Origin of the sequence: Pseudoalteromonas sp. PB2-1 (assembly GCF_045040605.1) — a bacterium.
GTDB lineage: Bacteria > Pseudomonadota > Gammaproteobacteria > Enterobacterales > Alteromonadaceae > Pseudoalteromonas > Pseudoalteromonas arabiensis.
Map to the genome: position 1 here is coordinate 3,579,754 of NZ_CP090667.1, position 23,481 is coordinate 3,603,234.

General features: G+C 41.8%; 15 protein-coding genes. 3 read left to right on the forward strand and 12 right to left on the reverse strand.

All coding sequences use genetic code 11. From position 1 onward, the window contains the following. The first annotated feature begins 129 nt into the window (after positions 1 to 129). From L0Z67_RS16720 to L0Z67_RS16730, 3 genes are all read left to right on the forward strand, one after another. Positions 130 to 2,541, forward strand: coding sequence for a TonB-dependent receptor (locus L0Z67_RS16720; RefSeq protein WP_405128289.1), 2,412 nt, complete (start codon positions 130 to 132; stop codon positions 2,539 to 2,541). Between the two features lie 27 nt (positions 2,542 to 2,568). Then, positions 2,569 to 3,951: a 5-methyltetrahydrofolate--homocysteine methyltransferase gene (locus L0Z67_RS16725; protein ID WP_237114623.1), complete on the forward strand. Its 1,383-nt coding sequence runs from the start codon at positions 2,569 to 2,571 to the stop codon at positions 3,949 to 3,951. Positions 3,952 to 4,102: 151 nt separating this feature from the next. Next, complete coding sequence (locus tag L0Z67_RS16730) at positions 4,103 to 7,318, forward strand: S41 family peptidase (protein WP_405128290.1); 3,216 nt, start codon at positions 4,103 to 4,105, stop codon at positions 7,316 to 7,318. Between the two features lie 62 nt (positions 7,319 to 7,380). On the opposite strand, the gene L0Z67_RS16735 is transcribed toward L0Z67_RS16730, so the two are convergent. The 12 genes from L0Z67_RS16735 to L0Z67_RS16790 form a co-directional block, all read right to left on the reverse strand. Then, a complete protein-coding gene (locus L0Z67_RS16735; protein WP_405128291.1) occupies positions 7,381 to 8,676 on the reverse strand; it encodes a DEAD/DEAH box helicase in 1,296 nt (431 codons plus the stop codon). 168 nt (positions 8,677 to 8,844) lie between these two features. Further along, entirely contained in the window at positions 8,845 to 9,972 is a 1,128-nt protein-coding gene (locus tag L0Z67_RS16740; RefSeq protein WP_405128740.1) for an alpha/beta hydrolase-fold protein, read from the reverse strand. 311 nt (positions 9,973 to 10,283) lie between these two features. Then, a complete protein-coding gene (locus tag L0Z67_RS16745) occupies positions 10,284 to 10,604 on the reverse strand; it encodes a hypothetical protein (RefSeq protein WP_405128292.1) in 321 nt (106 codons plus the stop codon). A 2-nt stretch (positions 10,605 to 10,606) separates the two neighbouring features. Beyond that, positions 10,607 to 10,870: a hypothetical protein gene (locus L0Z67_RS16750; RefSeq protein ID WP_405128293.1), complete on the reverse strand. Its 264-nt coding sequence runs from the start codon at positions 10,868 to 10,870 to the stop codon at positions 10,607 to 10,609. A gap of 48 nt (positions 10,871 to 10,918) precedes the next feature. Then, positions 10,919 to 13,129: a S8 family peptidase gene (locus L0Z67_RS16755; RefSeq protein WP_405128294.1), complete on the reverse strand. Its 2,211-nt coding sequence runs from the start codon at positions 13,127 to 13,129 to the stop codon at positions 10,919 to 10,921. A 12-nt stretch (positions 13,130 to 13,141) separates the two neighbouring features. Next, positions 13,142 to 14,260 (reverse strand): AAA family ATPase, encoded by a 1,119-nt coding sequence (locus L0Z67_RS16760; RefSeq protein WP_405128295.1) that lies wholly within the window; start codon positions 14,258 to 14,260, stop codon positions 13,142 to 13,144. A gap of 340 nt (positions 14,261 to 14,600) precedes the next feature. Then, the gene (locus tag L0Z67_RS16765; protein WP_405128296.1) at positions 14,601 to 16,217 is read right to left on the reverse strand and encodes a Tn7-like element transposition protein TnsE; all 1,617 of its coding nucleotides are present in this window, start codon (positions 16,215 to 16,217) and stop codon (positions 14,601 to 14,603) included. Next, positions 16,204 to 17,718: a TnsD family Tn7-like transposition protein gene (locus L0Z67_RS16770; RefSeq protein WP_405128297.1), complete on the reverse strand. Its 1,515-nt coding sequence runs from the start codon at positions 17,716 to 17,718 to the stop codon at positions 16,204 to 16,206. Before L0Z67_RS16770 ends, L0Z67_RS16765 begins: the two co-directional genes overlap by 14 nt. Position 17,719: 1 nt before the next feature. Beyond that, entirely contained in the window at positions 17,720 to 19,390 is a 1,671-nt protein-coding gene (locus tag L0Z67_RS16775) for an AAA family ATPase (RefSeq protein WP_405128298.1), read from the reverse strand. Further along, a complete protein-coding gene (locus tag L0Z67_RS16780; protein ID WP_405128299.1) occupies positions 19,387 to 21,471 on the reverse strand; it encodes a Mu transposase C-terminal domain-containing protein in 2,085 nt (694 codons plus the stop codon). The genes L0Z67_RS16775 and L0Z67_RS16780 overlap by 4 nt, the downstream gene beginning before the upstream one ends. Then, the gene (locus L0Z67_RS16785) at positions 21,455 to 22,282 is read right to left on the reverse strand and encodes a TnsA endonuclease C-terminal domain-containing protein (RefSeq protein WP_405128300.1); all 828 of its coding nucleotides are present in this window, start codon (positions 22,280 to 22,282) and stop codon (positions 21,455 to 21,457) included. Before L0Z67_RS16785 ends, L0Z67_RS16780 begins: the two co-directional genes overlap by 17 nt. 379 nt (positions 22,283 to 22,661) lie before the next feature. Beyond that, on the reverse strand, positions 22,662 to 23,087 hold the full coding sequence (locus tag L0Z67_RS16790; RefSeq protein WP_405128301.1) for a hypothetical protein: 426 nt from the start codon (positions 23,085 to 23,087) through the stop codon (positions 22,662 to 22,664). Positions 23,088 to 23,481: the final 394 nt, after the last annotated feature.

Genomic DNA, 23,481 nt, shown 5'->3' on the forward strand with positions numbered 1-23,481 from the left:
CACTTCATTACCTCGCTATCAACATACTGTTACAAAAAAGAATAAAACTCATTCGTCGATTCATACTTGATACATTATAACAATTAAAGCACAATTGATACATTATAACATACCAAAGAGTGATGCATAATGAATAACATCTCAAGAGTCGCTGTCGTCATAGCAGCGTTATTACCAGCCAGTGTCTTGGCGCAATCAATCAAAGGCGTTGTGTTAAATAGCCAAGGTAAAGCGGTTGCTAATGCCACTGTTGACCTTGAAGGGTCTGATCAAAAAGTAACAACTAACGACAAAGGCGAGTTTGAAATCAGCGGGTTAAATAACGGCTTAAAAGAGCTACATATTTCAGCCCCAGGTTACGCTCACTTGCACCGAGATATCACACTTGCCAATGACCAAGACCACAGCGCAACGTTTAATCTAAAACGTTCACCCATTGAAGTTATTGATATTGAAGCAACACCGATTCATATGTCGGCAATGGAATCTGCTTCACCAGTTAGTGTGTTATCTGGCGAGCAATTAAGACGCCAACAAGCATCAACGCTTGGTGATAGCCTTGAAAAACTACCCGGCGTTAACACAAACTTCCATGCCAAAGTTGCCAGTACCCCTGTGATCCGTGGTTTAAGCGGCCCACGTGTTTTAATCACACAAAATGGCCTAGATGTAAGTGATGTATCACGCGTCGGTCCTGATCACTCAGTTGCATCTGAAGCATCAACGGCGCAGCAAATTGAAGTATTACGTGGTCCTGCCACGCTTTTTTATGGCAGCGGCGCAATTGGTGGTGTGGTCAACGTGGTTGATAGCAGAGTGCCAACTGACAGCACAACCCGTGGTGAATGGAATTTAGAACACAACTCAATTGATGAACAAAAAACAGCTTCATTTAATGCCACTACTGGTACTGACTCATTTGCCTTTTATGCTGATGCTTTTTGGCGAGAGTCTGATGACTACCGTGTACCTGTCGCTGCAAATATTGAAGATATTGAGCACAATGATGATGATATCGTAGCTAACAGTAACGAAGACTCTGACGGCTTCACGCTTGGTACCAGCTACTTATTCGAACAAGGCTACATTGGCGTTGCGGTTGAGCAATTTAACCGCCAATACGGTATTCCAGGCCATACTCATGGTGAAGAAGAGCATGACCACGAAGAGGAACACAGCGAAGAAGAAGCCGTATTTGCTGATCTTGACCAAACCAAAGTGCAATTACTTGGCGAATACAATATCGACAGTGAATGGCTAAGCAAAATTAACTTACGTGCAGGCCACACAGACTACGAACACGCTGAAATCGAACACGGTGCAGTCGGTACAACCTTCAAAAACGAAACCAATGAGCTGCGCGTTGACATTCTGCATAGTCAATTTGATGAGTGGAATGGTGGCATCAGCTTTCATTATAAAAAAAGTGATGTAGAAGCACAGGGCTCTGAAGCCTTCACCCCTCCTTCTGTTACTGAAAGTATTGCTTTTGCAATGATGGAAGAAAAGCACTTTGGTGATTTTTTAGTGCAATTAGGTGGCCGTGTTGAACGAGTCACTATTGATGCTAACAATGTGCTTTTACCAGAAATCGACGCCCATGCTCATGATGAAGACGGCGATGAGCACGAGCACGGCCATGACCACGAAGAATCAAACTACACACGTGTATTTGATGTCGCCCAAGAGTTTACACCGGTCAGCTTATCAACAGGTGTAGTATGGGATTTTACCCCGGGTTATAACCTTGGTTTATCGGTATCGCGTTCTGAGCGTGCTCCCTCTGCTTCTGAGCTTTTATCTTTCGGTCCACACATAGGTACAGAAACCTATGAAGTTGGCGCACTATTCGATACTCATGATGGTCATTTTGAACTTTCAAACAAAGCTATCGATTTAGAAACTGCAAATAATATCGACCTTACATTTCGTAAAACCGAGGGCGATATTGGCTTTATCTTCAATGCTTTCTATAACCAAGTAGATAACTATTATTACCAGATCAACACAGGCCTATACGCTGAAAGCGGTCATGATCACGACCATGGTGACGAACACAACCACGAAGATGAGCACGATCATTCATCTGAACTACCTGTTTATTTATTTAAAACAGACGACGTGGTTTTACATGGTTTTGAAGCGCAAGTTGCTTGGCAGCTAACCGACGAATTTAAAGTCGATTTATTCTCAGATTATGTACGCGCGCGTCTAAAAGACGGCGGAGATTTACCGCGCACTCCTCCACTGCGTCTTGGTACTGAGTTTAGCTATCAAACCGAAAACCTAACAGCAAATATTCACGTAACTCGCTACCAAGAACAAGACCGCATAGCGCAACAAGAAACCACAACCGATGGCTACACCCTCGTTGATGCCAGCATTTCTTATGACTTATCGGTACTGAACCAAGACCTATCGCTTTATTTAAAAGGCACAAATTTAACGGACACAGAAGCACGCGTACACAGCTCGTTCTTAAAGAATATCGCGCCACGTCCGGGGCGCAGTTTTGCAGTGGGTATTCGCGGCTATTTCTAAACAAAATTACAATTAAGGAAAATCAATATGACACACTTATTTAGACTAAAACTACTCGCTCTTGCAATTAGTAGCACCTTGATCACCGCGTGTGGTGATGCAGAAACAAACATTGTTGAAAAAGATCCAATTGAAACACCTGACGACGGTCATGATCATGGCGATGATCACGATCACGGTGATGACCATGCTATTGATTCTATGGGTCGCTTGGCGGTGTTAGCTGCCAACAGTAACGAAGCAAATATTTTCGACTTAGATGATAACTCGCTACTCGAGTCGTTTACACTGACTCATGATTCAAGTTCATTAAATGTATCACCTAGCTATCGCTATGCGGTAATTGCAAATCGCAATCAAGACTACTTGGGCTTTATTGATAGTGGCTTATGGCGTGAAGATCATGGCGATCACCTACACGACTATAAACAAAGCCCAGCTTTTAGTGACTACGAATTAACAACCGGTAGCCGCCCAACTCACATCGTTAAGCACGACGGCCAAATGGCTGTATTTTATGATGGCAATGCCGATGCAGGTACGGCTGCTTCTGTTGAAGTGTTAACCGATAACGACATTGCAAACAAAACCGCCACACTTGCTGGCATTCAGTACGACATTAATATGCATGGTGTTGCAGAACCACGTGGCGAGCACCTAATTGCAACCTTGCGTCGCGATGATAGCGAGAGCACTTCAAATGCTAAAGTTTTGCCTGATCAAGTTGGCGTTTACCATCTTCATGATGGTGAATATGAGCTTGAGCAAACATTTGAACTAACCTGCCCCGATTTACACGGTGCAGCACAAAACCATGATTATGTAGCATTTGGTTGTGGCGACGGTGTGTTAATTGCCCACCAGCATGACGATGAATATCATGCAGAAAAAATCGTCAATATTGATGCTTTAGGTGATACACGCATTGGTACACTATACGGCCATGAAGGCAACGAAAGCTTTATTGCAATTGCTTCTGGTGTGCTTGTTAGTATCAATCCAAGCGAAGCTGAAATGGAAGTGCTTGAGTGGCAACTTGATGAAGGCGCAAGTGCTGTATCTTACTCATTCTCTGCAAGCGGAGAGCACTTTTTAGTACTTGATAACTTAGGCTTTTTAAACGTGCTTGAAGCCCATGAGCACGACGGCCACATGCATTGGGAGCTTGCAGGTAAAGTAGATATTACTGAAGAAGATGTAACAACTATGCCAGAAGGCATGAGCTTCAGCATGACTGTGTCACAAAATAGTGAATTTGCTTACGTTGCTGACCCTATCGCCCAGCACGTACTAAAAGTGCATATTGAAGATCTCGAAATTGAAGGTGATTTAGAATTAACCTTCGCACCAAGCGCAATTACGTGGCTAGGTATTGCAGAGCAAAGTGACGAGCATAATCATGAACATTAAGTTTTAACGTTCAACGCATAGTGGTTAAAGGTTGGCATTTATTGCCAACCTTTTTTATTCATATTTTGTAACAGTGCTTTCATCGCATCTGCATCGCTATTTTTAAGCGAATTGTTATGCTGTTACAGTTCCCATAATAGGATGTAATCCCATGAAAAAACTAACAACGTTGGCACTGGCCATGGCTGCGACACTGGCACCTTGGGCATCAGCTTACGAAACTAAAGACACGCGTTTACTGCGTTTTCCTGATATTCATAATCAACATGTTACCTTTGTGTACGGTGGCGATATTTACATTGCTAATACACAAACAGGCGAGAGCAAACGCTTAACCGACCATATTGGCTTTGAAACCTTCCCTAAGTTTTCACCTGACGGTAAACGCATTGCGTTTGCAGCCGAGTACAATGGCAGCCGCCAAATTTATGTAATTAACAGCGATGGTTCTGGCTTAAAACAACTCACTTACTACAACGATGTTGGCCCAATGCCACCACGCGGCGGTTTTGATTATCGTGTTCTCGATTGGACACCTGATGGCAAAAATGTGGTATTTCGTGCTAACCGCACACCGTGGGGTAAACGTATGGGTCGTCCATATAGGGTGCCTGCTGATGGTGGCCTTGAGCAGCCTCTTGCTATTCCTGAAACCGGCGGTGGTATGCTTTCGCCAGATGGTAGCAAATATGTTTACACGCCGATTGACCGTGAATTTCGTACTTGGAAACGCACCCGAGGCGGTCGCGCACAAGATGTTTGGGTTTACGATCTAAAAAACAATACCTCAGAACAACTAACCAGTAACCGTGCTACCGATCAGCAACCAACCTGGGTTGGCGACAACATTTACTTTGTATCTGACCGTGATTACACCCTTAATCTGTATCAATACCAAAAAGGTGCTGAGCCGAAAAAGCTAACCAACCATCAAGACTTTGACGTACTGTGGCCATCAGCTGGCCCAAATGCCGTTGTTTATGAAAACGGTGGTTACCTTTATCGCTTTGATCCAAAAACTCAAAAAAGCAGCAAGCTGAGCATTAATATTGCCGGTGTGCGTCAATATGCCATGCCGTACACAAAAAATGTGAGTGACTTTATCGACTCAATGTCGATTTCTCATGATGGTAAGCGTGCACTCTTTACTGCCCGCGGTGAGCTATTTAGCGTACCGGTTAAACAAGGCCCAACACGTAACTTATCTTACACAGCAAAAGGCCGCGAAATTGATGCAAGTTGGTCGCCAAATGGCCGTTACATTGCTTACATGAGCGATGAAAGTGGCGAATATGAAATTTACTTAAAAGATCGCAGCGACAACAATGCCACTAAACAGCTAACCAACAATGGCACTATTTGGCGTTTTACGCCGATTTGGTCACCAGATAGCTCAAAACTATTATTTGCAGATAAGAACCACACACTCTGGTGGATAGATGCAAAATCGGGTAAACAACACAAAATTGATACCAGCATCTACGATGAAGAAGGCATTCGCCAATATACTTGGTCGCCAAATAGCGAAGACATTGTTTATGTGAAAAACAATGAAAACCGCTATGCCTCACTGTGGCACTACAATATTGATAAAAAGAAAGTGACTCGCTTAACGGATGAAATGACCAATGAGCAAAACCCAACGTTTTCTCCTGATGGTCAATATTTGTATTTTAGCTCTGAGCGCGACTTTAACTTAGCCTTCAGCAGCTACGAGTTTGACTACATGTTTAATCGTGCGACGCGTATTTATGCCGCTGCCGTAAATGACAGTATTAAACCGCTTATCGCACTACAAAGTGATGAAACAGCAATCGTCAGCGATAAACAAAAAGATGACGACAAGAAAGCGAAAAATACCCTGCAAAGCAGCGATTTTATGCAACGTGTAACCGCTCTTAATGCACCAGCTGGGGATTATCGTGGCTTAACCGCAGTCAAAGATGGCGTGCTAACACTGGCTAATGGCGGTTTGCAACTGATTGGCACAGCTCACGATAGTGAGCTTGAAACCGTGGCTGAAGGAGTCAGTAATTACACAATTTCGAGTAATGGTGAACACCTACTTGTTCATGCAGGCAAGGATTACAGCTTAATTGAGCCAAAAGCAAAACAAGACCTAGCAGCGAACAAACTCGATCTCAGTAAAATGACCTTAAAAATTGAGCCACAAATTGAATGGCAGCAAATGTATGTTGAAGGCTGGCGTACATTACGTGATTGGTTCTACGATGAAAACCATCACGGCCAAGATTGGGACGCAATTTTAGCTAAGTATCAACCTATGGCTGATGCTATCTCACACCGTAGTGACCTAGATTACATTCTCAGTGAAATCGCAGGTGAAATAAACTCAGGCCACATTTATGTGCAGTCGGGTGATATGCCTAAAGCAGAGCGTAAAAAGCACGGCTTATTGGGTGCAAAATTTGCCAGCGATCCATCAGGATACGTAAAAATTGAGCAAATCTTCCAAGGTGAAAACTGGCATGAAGACTTCCGCTCACCACTTGGCACAACAGGGGTAAAAGCGCATAACGGCGACTTCATCATTGCCGTAAATGGCCGCTCAGTAAAAGACGTAGCTAACTTCTACGAATTACTAGAGAACACCCAAGGTGAGCAAGTAGAGCTTATACTTAACAGTAAACCGCGCAGCAAAGGTGCATGGCAAGTAACCGTTAAGCCTGTAGCCAGCGAGCAAGGTTTGCGTTATTTAGACTGGGTTAACTCTCGTGCAGCCTACGTTGATAAGCTTTCAAATGGTCGTATTGGTTATGTTCACTTACCCAATACAGCGTTTGAGGGTAACCGCGCCATGTTCAAAAACTACATGCCGCAAACCACCAAAGACGCCATGATTATTGATGACCGATACAATGGCGGCGGCTTTATTCCTGAGCACATGATCACCTGGCTTGCCCGTAAACCGCTTAACTATTGGAAGCGCCGCGGTGTTGAGCCAACAAAAACACCACAATTTGCTCATGATGGTCCAAAAGCCATGCTGATCAATGGTTACTCAAGTTCTGGCGGTGACGCTATTCCTTACTACTTCCGCCAAGCGCGGTTAGGTAAGCTTATTGGTACTCGTACTTGGGGTGGATTAATTGGTATTTCGGGTAACCCAAGCCTTGTAGATGGCGGCCAAGTTATCGCGGCAACATTCCGCATTTTAGATAACGATGGCAACTGGATCATCGAAAACGAAGGTGTCACCCCAGATATCAAAGTTGTTGACCGCCCAGAGCTTATCTATCAAGGTAAAGATCCATCGATTGAACGTGCCGTAGAAGAGCTGTTAAAAGAGCTAAAAGACAACCCGAAAAAGCCACTCACCGTGCCACCCGCACCGACTGACTTTTAATTTTTAACTTTTTGTAAAAAAGCAAAAAGCCCCGCAGCAATGCGGGGTTTATTTTAAGGCTATTAAGGTTTCTTCCAGCCACTCCAGACATCGTCTTGTTGGTTAGCTTTATTTTTTTTCTTACCTGTTCCCGCAGGTTTAGCTACGGGCTTGTCGTTTTTAAGTGCTTGTGCGGCATCAAGGTTCGCTTTATTTAAGGTATAATCAGGCACTTCTTCACGCTCTAAACGAAATTTATTTTTCTTTTCGATGATTTTAAAATGATGAAAGTCTTCATAATCAATCAATGATAACGCTAACCCTACTTCACCGGCGCGACCACTTCGGCCAATACGGTGCATGTAATCGGCAGGACTGCGCGGTAAATTGAAATTAATCACTACAGGCAATTTAGCAATATCTAAACCTCGGGCTGCAATATCAGTGGCAATTAATACCTCGATTTCGCCATTTTTAAACTTTTCGATTACGCGAGTACGCTCACTTTGGCCTTTATCACCGTGAAATACTTGTGCATTGATGCCACGCTTTTCAAGCTTATTTGCTAAATGCTCACAATCTTTTTTTGCATTCACAAAAATCAGCGTTTGGCGCCATTTATGGGTTTTTATCAAGTGCGCTAAAACCGTGGTCTTCTCACCTTTATTTACCATAAATACGCGCTGTACTAGGGTGCTTTCATCTTTACTTTGAACTTGTATTTCAACAGGCTCATTTAACAATTTTTGGGTTAATAGTGTAACTTGCTCTGGGAACGTTGCAGAAAACAGCATAGTTTGTTTTTTAGCGGGCATAAGCGCTAATAGCTCAGCAAGCTCTTCGGTAAAACCTAGGCTCAGCATGCGGTCTGCTTCATCAAGCACTAAGGTGTTTACTTTATCAAGCTTAATGGCATTGCTTGAAATCAAATCAAGTAAACGACCAGGAGTTGCAACGATAATATCTGCACCGCCTCGCAATGCTTGCATTTGCGTATTAACCGACACACCACCAAATACAGCAACGGTTTTAATCGCACCATTAAAGTTTGCAGAATATGATTTAACGCTATCAGCTACTTGTACAGCTAGCTCTCGCGTTGGCACTAAAATAAGCCCTGAAACAAAGTTACCTTTGCCTTGTGTTTTTTTAACTGCCTTACCTAAAAAACACTTTTGCAACATAGGCAAAGCAAATGTCGCTGTTTTACCTGAACCGGTATTCGCTCCTGCAATTAAGTCACTGCCCGCCAAAATACTCGGAATTGCTTTTGCCTGAATGTGTGTCGGTTGCGTGTATTCAAGATCAGATAATCGAGCAAGTAGCTCAGGAATAAGACCAAGCTCGTTGAAATTGCTAGGGTTTACGGTTGAGGTCATAAAAGGTGTGGGCTCATAACTAAAATAGCCTGCGATTTTAGCGCATTTATTGCCCGGTAAGTAGGAATTAGTGAGTTAAATACCTTTTAGATAACAGTCACTGGTTTATGATATTTGCTCAATATTAAAGGGGCGCTTAAAAAGCCAACTGCTAAGTTGGCCATATTATTAACTCTTACTCAGCTGTGCTTGTAGCCTCGTTTTTGTCTCTTTTAAGTAATTAAGGTAAGGGTAAGCGTCATCGGCAACGGCTATTGCAGCCTCAATTTTGACTAATGCTTGACGAGTATTACCTTGCATTTCATAGCCATAAGACAAAGCTGACAGGGCGTACGCTGATTTAGGATAGTTTTTGATATTGTACTTAAACACCTCAATCGCGCGCTCAAATTGCTGGTTATCCGTTAAGCTGTAACCAAGTAATCTAACAGCACGGTCTGGTGGTGCTATTTGCTCGCCCCATTGCTGTGATAAGCGTTGATAATAAGCATCAATTGATGAAACATCATCGCCCAATGCACTCAAAGGCATCTGTTTAGATAAAAATAAACCATGATACGCATTAAATGCCCCTGCGGCTGAGGTTAGGTTATGCGAAACGCCTGCAAAGGCGTCGCTCTTAAAGCGCAGATTTTGCACCTTACTATTTTGCATCGTTTGCTGCATATCATCGTATCTTTCGCGCATAATGCCAGCTTCTTCGCCGATATTCATATATACATAGCTGTTAATACTTTTGGCTTTAGTAACAAAGGTATTTAGACTCTTAGCCGGGGCGCCATAGTTCCACCATACCGCAGGGCTATAAGCAATGTGCGCTTGAAATAACTCAGGGTCAGCTTGCATTGCGTAAAGAGCAAATACACCCGCAGCTGAGGCGCCTGCAATAACTCTATAATCATGAGTACGATACTGTTTATTAACCAAAGGCATCAGTTCTTGCTCTACGAAAGCTAAAAACTTTGCTGCGCCACCGCCTTCGCCAACAGGCCCTTGTGGTTCTTTGTTCACTGTAGGATAAAAATCTCTAAGTCGATTGGTGCTTTCAATTGCAACTACAATCACCTCTGGCGCTTGATCATTTTGTTGTAAGCGCTCAAGCACAGCATTAATTAAGGGTAAATTGCCGGCCCCATCTAAACGGTAAATAACGGGATATCTTTTGTTTGGATGTGTTTGATAGCTTTTTGGTAATTGCACAACGACAGTGCGTTGCTCATTAAGATTACTTGATTCGATAGTATGCGTATGGTGGCTGTAATTTGTAACCGCCTCATCTGCGGCTGGTTGAGCCATTACATAACTAGTACAAAGTAAAAAACCACTAATGCAGAGTAACTTAAATAGTCGCACGACTTATCCTTAAGAGATGTTGGTAATTTTTTAAGCTAACAGAATTACAAGTACAAAAAAAGGCGCATATTGCGCCTTAATGTCGCCCAGCAATATAGTTTCATACTGAGCGGGGCTGAATGGCCTGTGTTTTGGCTTGGAAATTTAAGGCTGGTAAAATAGAGTTTCATACTGGCGCAGGTTAAACCTTCACAACTATCCAAATACTGAATAATAAAGTTTCATTCTCTCAGAAGGTTAATTTCACAGCAGAGTTAAGCATCTGGGGGAGTTTTAATTACTGGAGGGTCTATAGGTATGGCTTGAGCCATAGCCCTAAGCATTAGTGGAGCTGACAAACCTACATTTACAGCAAGAATAGGACTCAGCAAAGTATTTGATGAAACATATACAAAAGCTAACCCCCCACCAAGGAGAGGTAAAATGAAAAATGGTAGCCAATACAACAAGTCTTTAAAATCTGGACGCTCTTCTGTTGGTACTTTGTGTAATTCAGCAAGCTCCAACAGCTTAATGGCAAGAGCCCCACTCATAGCAAACCAAACTGAAGATTGAATTGAGTTTAAAAACTCCATATTTAAGCACCTCGATTTCGAAAAATTGAAGAGATACGAGAGCCTACACTTGCATTTTCGCGATACAGGTTCCTTAAAGTATATAATGACTCCCCTCCTTCATTTCGGGAGGACGATTTGACTATATCTGAACCGTGAATTTTAATGTATTGTCTTACATCGTCCTGAGTTGCTTTAGCCTCAGTTGCAATCCCTCTAATAGTCCTCCACTCATATTTCTTATTTGCGAAAGCTTTTGTAATTTGTTCTTCAACTTTTTTATCCATATCGCCTCTATATTTTATACTTCAGTGGAGTAAAATTAACTCCAATCATTACACTCTAATCTGTTGTGGAATCGTTACTCTAGGCTTTATTTCTGTTAAAACATTATTGTAAGCCTTAAGAATGTCATTAAAAATATCTTTATGTTTCGGAGCATTTAGAGTAATTACGAAGGCGTACTTTATTGTTGGAGCCTTCGTACCGCTAATCGTACCGCCGCCATCTCTAGCCATGTAATGGAGCTCAAAATAAGGTTTATATAGGCCTCTACCGGTCTTATTTAGGTTAGCGTGCAATGCAGTTTCCCATTTTGCGGCATCACGTCTCAGCTCAGCTTCAGTAGCCCTTTTTTGTTGCTTAAAGAAAGACTCTTTCGACTTACCTTCTTTGGGGCACCAGCTAATCTCCACACCAGCCTTTGTGTACATTGAAGAGTCTTGTGGATCAACTTGAGTAGAAAAGCAACAAGTCGCTCTAATATTTACCTTACCGATAATACCTGTATCTGGCATTGGTAAAGGTACTTTCAAGTATTTACCTGGTAACAACTCTCCTTGGTATAGAATTCTCGCAACCCCCTCAGGCGACTCAACTAAGGACTCAATATTATCTGGTACTTTCCCCCAACCTACCTCAGTTTCCGTATAGTTCTTAGCTTGGGCTGCATTTATTAATAAAGCTTTAATCGCCATCGCAGAAACACTGTGACCCATCAAAGCTCTTATTCCAGAGGCCTTTCTCAAAAGATACGGCGAGGCAAAACTCGTACCTTGAACAGGAATAACATCAGTGTTACCTGAATTATCGAACACATGGAAATACTCATTATGTGAACCTCCAAATGCAAGGATATCCGGTTTAACCCTCCCAGGAGCTCTACCAGGACCAACGGCGCTATATGAAGCTCTTCCCCAAGTATCTCTCGTTGAACAAGCTGAACCTACTGCAATAGCATTAACACTATCGGAAGGGACCTGAACTCTATTAAGCTGAAACTCACTACTAGCATCGCCGTTATTGCCGACAGCAACCGCCATGAAAGTCTCTCCATCTGCTAAGTATTCATCAATCAAAGATGTCCACGAATGGATTTCATCATCATCAATAGGCAGGCTGGGACCTAAACTAAGATTAATAAATTCATACTGCCTCGAAAGCAAAATATCTTCGATATGCCCTAATACCCTGTAAAGTTCATATGGATCATCACTTTCAATTGAAGAGTCTATCACTCGGTGGTGATCAACAAACGAGAATGGTGTTGCAGCCTGCATCCCAGGAGTTAAAGGCCCAAATAAGAAAGCCGACGTAACACTTTGCCCATGCTCAACCCCAGTTACATAGTCATTTGAATTTGGATCCGATTTTATGTATCTGTGTACCCATGGATTAAGTATTGAATTTTCAGGTAACCCCCCATCTAATATTGCTACTCGAACATCATTCGCTACAGGAGGGTCGGCAGGGAGCTCTGCTGTGGCTGTGATCCCTGATGATCTCACCGATGGAACATAAGTTCTTAACCTTGGAATTGGTCTTAGGACTCTAACAAAAGAATGCTTTGCAAGATGTACTAAATTTTCTCTTTCGCCTGAAATAGGCAAAAACCATATATTTGAAACTGTTACAGCTAAATCTCTTGCTACGATGAACCCTAGTTTACTCGCGTATTGTAAGAATGAAGTCTTTATAAAATCAGATGAAGTTCCAGGTATCAGCTGTAAACCTACTTCAAAATGACCTTCAAGCTCAGTACCTGTTCCAGGTTTAATTTTTTCACTTGGTTCTACAATTTCAAAACTCCAAATTCTGGACAGATCGTCAGCTCCCAGAGTGCTATGCTTGTAATGCTCTACTTCGCTCGCAAAATCCTCTAATTGTGCTCTTTTCCCTGCAACAAAAATGCTGGTAGTTGGAGATTCTTCAGGCTCTCCCTTGCGTGTCCATCTATCGGGTTTAACCGTTGTAGCTTTACTTCCAATTGATCGACCCCCCATTTCCCTAAGCAGTTTTTTAGGAAAATGTCCTTTAGAAATATATGAAGGATGTAATGTAACCTTGGTTACAGCATAATCACGGGGACAAGCTTCATCTGAAAGGTTGTTTACATGGCTAACGGCCTGCTTTATTTGAGGAGCAAGTCGCTTAATTACCTCATCTATCGAGTATAATCCACTAGGGTCTGGCTTCATTTTTGGAGGAGGCGTTAACTCAGTCAAAACCTCAGCTTTCCCTATCAAATAGTTTTTATTGTTAGCCATAAACTTAACCTCTTAAATTAATTTTTCCTTTAATTTCTTTCTAATCGTGTCCCTACTTACCCCTGTAAGCTCAGACGACTTAACTTGAGATACATTAAAATCTGACACCAGTTTTACAGCTAGTTCAATACGCTCAGGCCTTGTCATGTCTTCCAAATTGCAAAAGAGGGCCTGCATTAACGACTTCTCAAAAAACTCTGGGGTCAATACCCTAGTTTTTCTTAATTTCTCAATCGTCTTTTTGATATTGCTATAAGAAGTACCTTTTAAAGCTTGAACACACAAAGGCAGCCACTTTTGAAAGTATTTCAGATCTTTATCCAAGAAACTTCTAATTGCTGATTCCGTTTGCGCTTCAGAAGGATTGTTAAAATTAATTACAAAATCAAACCTCCTCCACAACGCAGGATCCACAAGCTCAGGGTGGTTTGTTGCCGCTACTAACAAACCCGCACTAGGCCAATCTTCAAGTTCTTGAAGCATTACCGTTACCAGTCTCTTCAATTCGCCTACATCCGCTTCATCGCTTCTCTTTTTCGCTATGGCGTCAATTTCATCGAGTAACAAAACACAAGGGTGTGATTTCGCAAAATCGATCACTGATCTGAGATTGCTACCGGTCTTACCCAAATAACTGCTCATAACGGCCGTAAGGTCCAACGTATAGAATGGAAGTTTCAACATTGAAGCTAACCAGCTTGCTGTTAGAGTTTTCCCTACACCTGGAGGACCCTGAAATATCAAAGAGCTACAGGGTCTTAGCCCAAATCGAGATAACTTCTCAGAATTGCGCCTCTCATTAAGAACCTGTTTAAGCGAATCCTCAATTGACTGTTCAAATATTGGCTCATCAACTTGAGATTCATACATTTTTTGAGATTTCAATAAAGGTATTGCACTATCCATTGACGGTTCTAAAACTCTGTCAGCGTCACTTTCTGGCATAGATTTACGTAATACATCTCTAGATCGAGTTGGGTTATCCTTTAATAACTCTTCTATTTTTTTACTTGTTTCAAGGTCTGTTGCTCTTAATTTCTTAACAGCTTTTGCCAAATAAAGCCTAATATCAGCCTCTTTCCCAGAAAGAGCTAATTTCGACAAAGCAACAATATCTATTTCACCAACCATAATGACTAAAAATTACCAAAAATACATAACTAGTCAATATACACCACAATCCACCATACATAAAGGACATTCGTGATGACTAGAAACCAAAAAAAACCTAACAACCTTCAATTTCACATATTATTATTAAGCTCATAGCGATATTTATGCATTCTACTCATAAGTTCAAAAAGTTAATTTCTAGGACAATCCGGCAGCTTACAATTACGAACCTCTTATTACTTCTTCCAGAATAAAGTTTGGGCCACAATAACTATCCTTACTAGCATAGATGCCCTAATAGAAATGGCTTTGAAGTTTTCGATACTTAACGAATAGAGTTAGTTTAATGGAAAACTCTTTAACCTAGCTCCCCAACCAATCGCTCAGCCCATCTTTCGATCTTTTCCTCAGTCAGCTTCCCTTTGTCTTTTGAAGGCTGATGCGACACACTCTTGTGACTGCCTTCACCAACCAGCACATCAAAGTATGTCTTTGGCCAGCTAAATTGGTTACTAAGCAAACCTTGATCTATCTCCGATATAAAATCTCGCAATTGGCCTTTTAATGCTAATGCTCGAGCTGAAATGACTTTAGTGGCAATGGAAGCTCTGCCATCAGAGGTATCCACCTCTAATAAGTAATAACCTTCGTTTTGATATTCTATTCTTACAATTGCCATACATCTAGGTGACCTGTCAGCCATTAAATGGCTTCTACTACGACCAACGGCTGGCAGTTTACGAATAATTGCCTTACTTTGTTTAATAGCATGCTCTTTTTCTAGTATTTCTAACATTTTGAAAAAACTATCAAATTTATTGATATATAAGTGAGCGTTGTCAGTTAAGTCATCTAAACCATCGATGGCTGCCCTAGGTGTATCACCTCGAGAGCTTGGGTCATCGGTGCTTACGTCAGATGGCAAGGTGCTAGATTTGTCTTCGTCTTCTTTACCACCTGGGTTTTTTCTAGGTTTAGCAAAGACTTTACGGGTGCGAGGGACTCGGTTGTATATGCGCTGTGTCACATCACAGAATATCAACGCGGACTCGTTATCTTCGCTGCCATCACTTTCTTCGCTTATTTCCCGCTGTGTAGGTAACTGTGGGTAGGTACCGCTTTTCCCTTTACCCGAGCCTGACTTGTTTTCCGTTGAGCTTGGGTGTGAATAGCCTATATCCGCAATATCAGGGAAGAACAAACCATCCAATAATTCTATGCGATTGATAAACCATGTGTTTTCATCGGGTGACTTCCAACCTCTTGCAGCTACTTTTACGCTCTCAAGCTGAGGAGGATCGAATCGAAAAGTCCACCGCTGTAAATTAGGTGCTGAAATTAGCTCTTGAGCAAAGTGCTGATAAATACTGTTAAACGAGTTTTTAATATCACTATTTAACAATATCCAAGCTATTTGATGTTTGAACCCTTCATTATCAAACAATACTTTTGGACATAATGTTGTTGGTAATGCGTTGATTACTAAATCAAGAGGGAAATCTTTATCATCGTTAATGGGCTTGCTGTCAACGTAAAATTCATAGTCGAGTGCATTATTAACTAATGCAGCATTTGCAAGATAGTTGTTCGTAAAGAATAAAGCTCTGGCCAATTCAAGCTGAGGTAGGTATATCGTTTTGCCCGCACTTTCAAATACAAAGCATTTTTGAAATTGCTCATCACTAGCTTTAAATTTAACTAAACCGCAGTCTTTTATCGTAGTTGTTTGCCAAAATGCACGATCGGGTAAGCTAAATTCAATTGGAAAGCCCAGAGGTATTGCGGCAGCCGTTTGGTTTAGTACGACTTGTCGACTTAAATAGGGGAGTTGACTAAACTTAAGCGATTTGCGAGTGGAGTTTTCAATCCGAACACCAATATCCCACGTTTTTCTGTCGTTATATTTAAACAGATTACCCAACGCCTGTATTCTGGCGTTATCTGGTAGCGTTTTAAATCGATCAACTTGGTTCATACTTTGCTGCAAATCCTAGCAATTGCGACGCGAGTGGTCGGGTCCTTTTCTCGTTTAGCCCTGCCATGCGTTCAATTCGCCAAGTTCTGAGTATTTGATGTTTTGCAATACAACGAATACATGCCACAGCGATACGACGGCATTGGTATTCCTCTATAGTTTCACAATATTTATTAAAAAACAATTTACATAAAGGTAACTTTTCCAAGTGTTTGATCTGAGACAAAGGAATATTTGCGTGAACACAAAACCACGATATAGTATTACGTTCAACATTTAGCTGCATTTCAAGCTTGTTCCTGAGAAATATTAATTGCCTAGCATACCGTTTATCTCTTATTGACCAATCAGCTTTATTAATTTTAACAACTTTTGCCTTTGCTAAGTTTTGGTTAAATTGCATTAGCCAAGTATTATCGTGCCGATATAACCACGTGTATAAACCCGCAAAGCCTTTATCCCTAGCCCCTTGAACGCCAAATTTAGCCACTGCACATTGCCACTTTCTGTGACGAGTTAGGTCAACAACCACGGGCTCTATACACATGGGTACATAACCGAAAGGCGTAAGAGGTAATGCTGAAGCAGTACTGAGTATACTCGCTATATCCAACTGTTGTTCAAAACACGCTTGCCATACCAATAGGTGCTGAAGGTAGCTAAATGATTTTCTGTGTTTTCTAAACAAACACGTCAACCAATTAGTATCTTCCTTGCTTACAGCGATCCCAAAGCTGCTTAGGGTATGGCTCCCCCAATATCCTAACACCAAGTTTGTAATCAACTCATGTAATACGTGTTTACCCCTAACAAACCCTAGCTGATACGCCAAATCTTGATAAAAATAGCTCCATTGCGCTGGATGTATTAGGCATTCAGCCAAGTTAAGTAACTGCTGAGCATACGCCGTTATCATCGTGATTTTACTGTTTGTTAAATTTGGAGTTGAATGTAAAAGTACATTTGGGCTAAGTGCAGTAAACTGGTGCCTATGCGCTTCGCTGATCAAAATAGGACTGTTTATCAGCTGCGCGCCATGCTCTGCACATACTGATAAGCTAGGCAGTTGCCAACGCCGTGTCCAAAAAGGTTCTCCATATTGCTCAATTTGCGCTGTAACACAGAAAGGGCAGTAACGCAGGTAGTGGGGGCTTTTAACTTTGGATGCTGCTTTACCTAGCTGCACTTCTGCCGAGTGCCTGCAATCAGTGAGTAGCTCATGTTTAGCTTGAGCTGTAATATTGGGATGCACAAAAGGTGAGTACAACGGAAAAAGTGTATGCCCCTGTAACAGCTTGTATGGTGTTAAATCAGCGTTACCTTGATAATGAGCGGAGATCTGCGATAAATGCCCTTGAAAGGCCACAGAGGCAATTATCTTACGATTTTGGAATACCTCATCAAGCAGTTGTTTAGGTGAGGTTATACCTGCATACACGCCATACCTTGCGATTACGCTATACAGCAGCTCATCAGGGTAAGGTACGGGTAAACAGGCCATGTTACACGCTTTGTTTAAGCCAAGCGGTCATATCAAAAATCTTTCCTTGTTGTTTGTAGTATTGGTAAAGCTCATTCGATTGCTTTTTATGTTGAGAATAGCCAAAACGTAAATCGTCATTAGGCAATGTATGCCAGTCCTTGAGTTTGATGAGTACCGGCTTTTCTTTTGGTTCCTCCACTTCGTCTGGCATTTGCTCATACCACTCAAGAACGAGTGGAATAAGCCCTCTTACCTGTAGGTTTGGATGATCTTTAATGGCTTTTTGCACTAATGGTACCAATAACTCTGATTCACACCCCATGCCTAGCAAAAGGTTATAAAGCCTCATGGCTTCTGAGTCGCTCGCAAAAGGGAATGTGTCTGACTTAGCAGCGGCAACTTCAGAGATCTGCTGGCTGAGCTCCAACAACCGCTTATCAATCTCTTTGTATTGTAAGTCTGAATATTTGGCGATGCTCCGTGCTTTACCAGACTTGAGCGCTTCAATCATGGGATGAATCGGCTGCAATTCAGACTCATATACCTTTACAAATAGTTTTGAAGATAGTCGTTCAACGCCAGTAATAATAGCGCGTAGTTGTGCAAGCACAAATAGCTTAACCACAATATCTAACACACCTTGAGACAGCTCGAACCAAGTATTGCGGATCTCTTCGGTGAGCGGTTCATCGCGGTGAATAAGCCACTGGTACTGCCAAAGCTTGCCAGTCAACAATCGCCATTCTGTGGACTTTGGCTTACCCGTTACTTTGTCTATTCTATTTTTGTGTTGTGGCAGGGGCTCCCACACCATAGAGCCTATGCCAGTACTGCGCCTTGCTGATTGCAATTCAAGCTCAAATATCGGCCTTGCTTTAGGGGTACCAACCAAAATCACCGGCACACCAATAATATTCACCAAAGCCACAAAGAACTCGAGCATACGCTCTTGCCCTTCTTTTTGTTTGCGGCCTAAACGTTGTATTTCATCAATCACTAACACGCCAATAGCGTATTGGTTGGCGACTTGCCCCATGAATGAAAGTAGCACCTCAGTACTATGACGTTTGCGCCCATACCTTTCAGTGAGATCAGTATTAAGATGTTTATCTACCTCTTGAAAGAAGTTTAAACATAAGCTTTTTAATGACCCATCCACTGGGCACTCGATACGTAAATAAGTGAGCTGGTAAGTATTATATTTTTCGTGATAAATAGCTTGTGGATAGGTGGCCAATATTCGCAGCACACTGGAGCTTTTACCGCATCCAGAGCAACCGATAAGTGATAAGCAACGTGCCGTAGAAGGAGCTTCAGCAAAACGAAAGCTACTTATATTTCCCGTCATCAAACGTTCGTACCCGTTTTGTAAGTGTTGCTGTAGCTGACCAGTTGCAATGTTTCTGGCAACATAGCCGCCGCGGATCATCAGCGCTATTTTTTCCTCAAGAGCCACATGCATCGACAAAGGTTGAAAGAAGTCGTCAAGCAAACCACATAACTCATGAGCACGTTCTCTGGCGTCTAAATATCCTGCCGCGGGGTTGTATTTTACTTTGCCCTCCAGCTTAGTTTTCAGCTCTTCTACTTTACTCACCCTGGGCAGCGCTTCAATAAACGGATTGCCTTTATAACGCTCGATCTCAGATTCCTGATATACCGCACGGAAGATGTTAAAGGGTAAAGTCATGCGTCGTCATCCTCCTTAAACAACTGATCTGAAAAGTCAGGAAAGTCCAAATCGTCATCGGGCTCAGAAAGATAATGCACTTGGGCTGATTTACTGGTGTTGATCTCCACAGGTTTATAGGCTCGTTCTTTACGCTCTTTGCCTTTTTCTTCTGCTCGGTTGTCACGAATATTGCGAATACGTGCTGCATCCGACAAACCAATGTGTTTTGGTGCGGCCTTCTCTGCTTGCTTTACCACCTCTATCACTTGTCGCTCCAAGGCTCGCTTTTGCTCATCAGCAACCAATTTTGCATCAGCATGCGTCTGTTTTAACTCATCATTTTGCTGCCACACATCCCAAAAGCTTGCGCCTGAAAACTGTCGTGAACGTGTGGCTAACTGACACACAAAATAGTCATTGCTGTTAGGGCCGTGATATATGTAGATGTAGTCTGCTGTTGCTAAGTCATAGGCAACTTCTACACTTTTAGGGCGCTTCACTTCCTTACCTCGATGCATCCAGCCCAACTTTAAAAGCTCTGAGCTGGTGTAATACACTCCAAATATGCAAGCCCCCGAATCAGATATCGTCGCCCGAGTTCTTGGCATCAATGCCACACGAAGATGCTCAGCTGCAGGCTTTTTCAACCGACCAGTGCGATGCTGCAAACCCCAATTCCATATCGCTAACGGGTTGTTTGGTAAATCTGTTGGCATATCAGCGGCTTTATCGTAATCTTTAATCACGTGATATTGGTTATGATAAAGTACTGAAGCTAATATGATTTCTGTAAACTCTTGGATCGTAAGCTTGGCATCTAAGCGATAATCCCTGTCGCCTTGCTTTTTGATTTTAGTACCAGTGACCACACCAGGCGCAAACGGTTTAAATGCTTGTTGGAATGTGCGAAAGGCTCGTTCGACAACCCCTTTTGCTTCGCTTCTAAACGGAGGGGTATTTTCAACGCGCACACCAAAGCCCTTTTCAAGACATTCTATTTGATGACCCATTAACTCACCTCTGTCAGCCAACAATGCTGAAGGTAAACCAATACTCGGCCACTGTTCTGGGGTTACGTCAAAACCAAACTGACGGCAGTACTCTGATTTATCAGCAGTAGCCATATGTATTGCTTGAATGGCCGCAGCATAAGAAGGGTTTTCAAAACCAATATAGAACCCAGCTACCATACGACTAAATACATCAATAACCATATAAATCACTGGGCGACCAACAATATTGCTTCTTTGGGAGCCAGAGACTAAATAAATATCTGCAATTGTGGCGTCAATTTCATAACGCATACCTGGGCCCAAAACATCTGCGGCGGCTGTACTTATTAGTGGTCGAATATCTTTCTTTCGTTTTATCTCACCAGCCTGCGCTTCAATTTTGTCTACTTGGCGATATTCTCGCTTGTAGAAATACTCCATTTGCCTGAGTGTTGGCAGCTCCTCTTCTGGTAAGTCAGGGAAATACTGTACGTAAATATCTTTAAGGCGGTTATGCGCGTATCTGAATGATTTGCCTTTATCAGTCAGTACATATCGCTCAATAGCAATACGAAATAGTTTTTCAGTTAAGTCATCAATTAAAGCGCCTGTGCCTGGCGTATACTTGCGAGGCCGCCCTAACTTTGTTGTAGCTTGACGCTTTTGGCCCTTGGCTCCTGAGTTTTTATAATCAGGTAATAGCGCATTGGGGATCTGGCCACGCTGCCAGTATCTACGAGCAAAACGATAAATAGACTGTTTGGTTTTACCTGTATCAGCCACTATTTGGTTAACCGCTTTACCACGCGCTTTCGGTACGTAGCAATCTTCAAGATCTATCAATGGTTTGATTGCAGCATAGTTTTCATCACGTTTTAACTGAGCGTTAGAACCCGCTTCTGGTATGACGGTAGCAATGTCACTATATGGGTCGGCGGCACGTTTGAGCACTTCATCTTGAAAACCTTGCTCTAACTCAGTTATTCCAACAAGTTCAGGAAAGGCTTTGTCGTCGTGCACTTTTATCCAAAGCACGTAATAGTCAAGTACCATTAAAATTCGATACAAGGTTTGTTCATATTGCAATACTTCATTTATTTGAAACACGAAACACCTCCTGAATTTGTTCAACATCACCTAACTTAAGATGGCCAACTTGCAGCTTTTGAACAGGCGTAAAAATATCAAATGTGAAATAGCGGTCAGCCAGCAAAGCTCTTATTTCAAACAGCGACTCTCCTAAGTCTAGTCCATAGGCGGTATCTATCTCTTTGCAAGCGTTAATAAGGGTTTTAGTAGGGTGTTTTACAAAGTAATCAGCATAGAATCTGGCTTGCTCAATAGCAGGTTCAGATACTGCTTTATGCTCACCTTGCATTGGATAAATCCATTCAACATTCGCTTTAACCACTTTTGGTATCTCTTGCTCTGTGACTATTTGCCAAGGGATCTGCTTTGTCTGCCAAAAACGCTTCTCAAGCTCAAGTATTTCTATCTTTCGCTGCTCTTCAAATGAACTGACATATTTTGCTTGTAGTGCGAAGTAGGGTAGATCTCGCGAAGTAGTTTCTACAAGAAAGTCACTTGAAAGATATTGGTCTACACCCCGAACACTTGGATGTTTGATACCTGCTGATTCGGCAAGTTCTAACGTTATTTCACGTTCAAGCGGAAACTGCTCTTTAACTTGCAGCACATCCAGCCTCCACTCGAGCAAATAGAACAAGGATAGTTCAAGATCAGATAATAAATGATGGGTTCGCTTAGACTTATAACCAAAAACTCGATGTACACGACCGTCGGATGGCGCATCGTAAACCGTCAACCAAGGCTTGTAATCCTGTTGCTCGCCTGTACCGCGTCCTTCTTTAATCCACTTACGATACTGCACCTCAGTATGGCCAACCTTCCTAGACATAATATACCGCTATAACTGATTAGAATTTCAGCATAGCTAGAGTCTAAGTGTGTTGCAATACTATTAGCTCTATCTCATTTTCTATACAGAGACCAAGATCTGAAATAACAACTTAGTAACCTAGCTATAGACTTTGTGTAAAGTTGTATTTATTAAAAAGGAAAATAATGAATCACTGAGATTATGTAAGTTTTAGTGAAGATGACAAGATAGGCAAGTTCTATTACTTTGTGTACTGAATCAAGCTTAACTCGTTTTTGGACAAAAACGTTTTAGAGTATTTATTTGGTAACGCCTTACTAAGAGGCGAAAAATGCTTGGCTAAAATTAGCGACGAAGGAGCGCAAGCCAAGCGTTTTGCGTCCTTTTGAGTAACTTGTTATACGTTTTTATTCCACTTTAATGATTTAATTACTATTAACGCTTCATTACTAACTTTTAAATGTTTAAATGACTCTTCGTTTTCTTGAGCGTTGCCAACCATTTTGAAGCGTTCATTTAGCAGATATACAAGTTCCTCTGACATTTTTTTGATATTTTCATCTGAGGAATCTTCAATATTTAGCTTATTTTGTTGAATCAAAGCTTCTAGGAAAACGCTACAAGTTGCTCTTTTATTTTGAAACGAAGCTTTCTGCCACGCCATAGCATTTGCTGATTGCAAGTTGCCACCAACTTGCCAGTATCCAGAATCAAATTTAACAGATTTCTCATGAGAGATTTCTACAGCTAATTTTTCAAACTCGGGAGTTGCTTCAGAGCAACCTGTAATTAATAGGGTAAGTATCAATATCCTTAAATTCATAGTCATTCCTTGATAAACGTATAACAATTTTATAGTGCGCTCGTCGCGCATCTTTCTGCCGATGTTACGCGCATGTATTAATAAATCTATTTTTAACAAATAACGTAATGCAATGCCAACTATAATATTTTTATTGACACTAAAGGTATTCAGAAAAAGAAAATACGCTCATCGCTCATTTTCTTGAATATATGCGCGAGATACACTGTTTGGCAATCAATTAGCTCTAATCCTAAGCCAGCCTCAATGCTTGGTTATCGTTCAAAACCGATCTTTAGAGTATTTGCGTTAACACGAAATGGGGCAAAAGCGTTTTAGGAAAAGCAGACCAGCGAGGAGATCGAGACTATCTTATTTTAATATTCAGTACACACAAATAAAGCACTCTGCGGCA

Excerpts from the sequence above, each read along its gene's own strand:
- L0Z67_RS16720 (WP_405128289.1), top strand. The coding sequence starts at position 130 with ATGAATAACATCTCAAGAGTCGCTGTCGTCATAGCAGCGTTATTACCA.
- L0Z67_RS16725 (WP_237114623.1), top strand. The coding sequence starts at position 2,569 with ATGACACACTTATTTAGACTAAAACTACTCGCTCTTGCAATTAGTAGC.
- L0Z67_RS16730 (WP_405128290.1), top strand. The coding sequence starts at position 4,103 with ATGAAAAAACTAACAACGTTGGCACTGGCCATGGCTGCGACACTGGCA.
- L0Z67_RS16735 (WP_405128291.1), bottom strand. The coding sequence starts at position 8,676 with ATGACCTCAACCGTAAACCCTAGCAATTTCAACGAGCTTGGTCTTATT.
- L0Z67_RS16740 (WP_405128740.1), bottom strand. The coding sequence starts at position 9,972 with ATGGCTCAACCAGCCGCAGATGAGGCGGTTACAAATTACAGCCACCAT.
- L0Z67_RS16745 (WP_405128292.1), bottom strand. The coding sequence starts at position 10,604 with ATGGAGTTTTTAAACTCAATTCAATCTTCAGTTTGGTTTGCTATGAGT.
- L0Z67_RS16750 (WP_405128293.1), bottom strand. The coding sequence starts at position 10,870 with ATGGATAAAAAAGTTGAAGAACAAATTACAAAAGCTTTCGCAAATAAG.
- L0Z67_RS16755 (WP_405128294.1), bottom strand. The coding sequence starts at position 13,129 with ATGGCTAACAATAAAAACTATTTGATAGGGAAAGCTGAGGTTTTGACT.
- L0Z67_RS16760 (WP_405128295.1), bottom strand. The coding sequence starts at position 14,260 with ATGGTTGGTGAAATAGATATTGTTGCTTTGTCGAAATTAGCTCTTTCT.
- L0Z67_RS16765 (WP_405128296.1), bottom strand. The coding sequence starts at position 16,217 with ATGAACCAAGTTGATCGATTTAAAACGCTACCAGATAACGCCAGAATA.
- L0Z67_RS16770 (WP_405128297.1), bottom strand. The coding sequence starts at position 17,718 with ATGGCCTGTTTACCCGTACCTTACCCTGATGAGCTGCTGTATAGCGTA.
- L0Z67_RS16775 (WP_405128298.1), bottom strand. The coding sequence starts at position 19,390 with ATGACTTTACCCTTTAACATCTTCCGTGCGGTATATCAGGAATCTGAG.
- L0Z67_RS16785 (WP_405128300.1), bottom strand. The coding sequence starts at position 22,282 with ATGTCTAGGAAGGTTGGCCATACTGAGGTGCAGTATCGTAAGTGGATT.
- L0Z67_RS16790 (WP_405128301.1), bottom strand. The coding sequence starts at position 23,087 with ATGAATTTAAGGATATTGATACTTACCCTATTAATTACAGGTTGCTCT.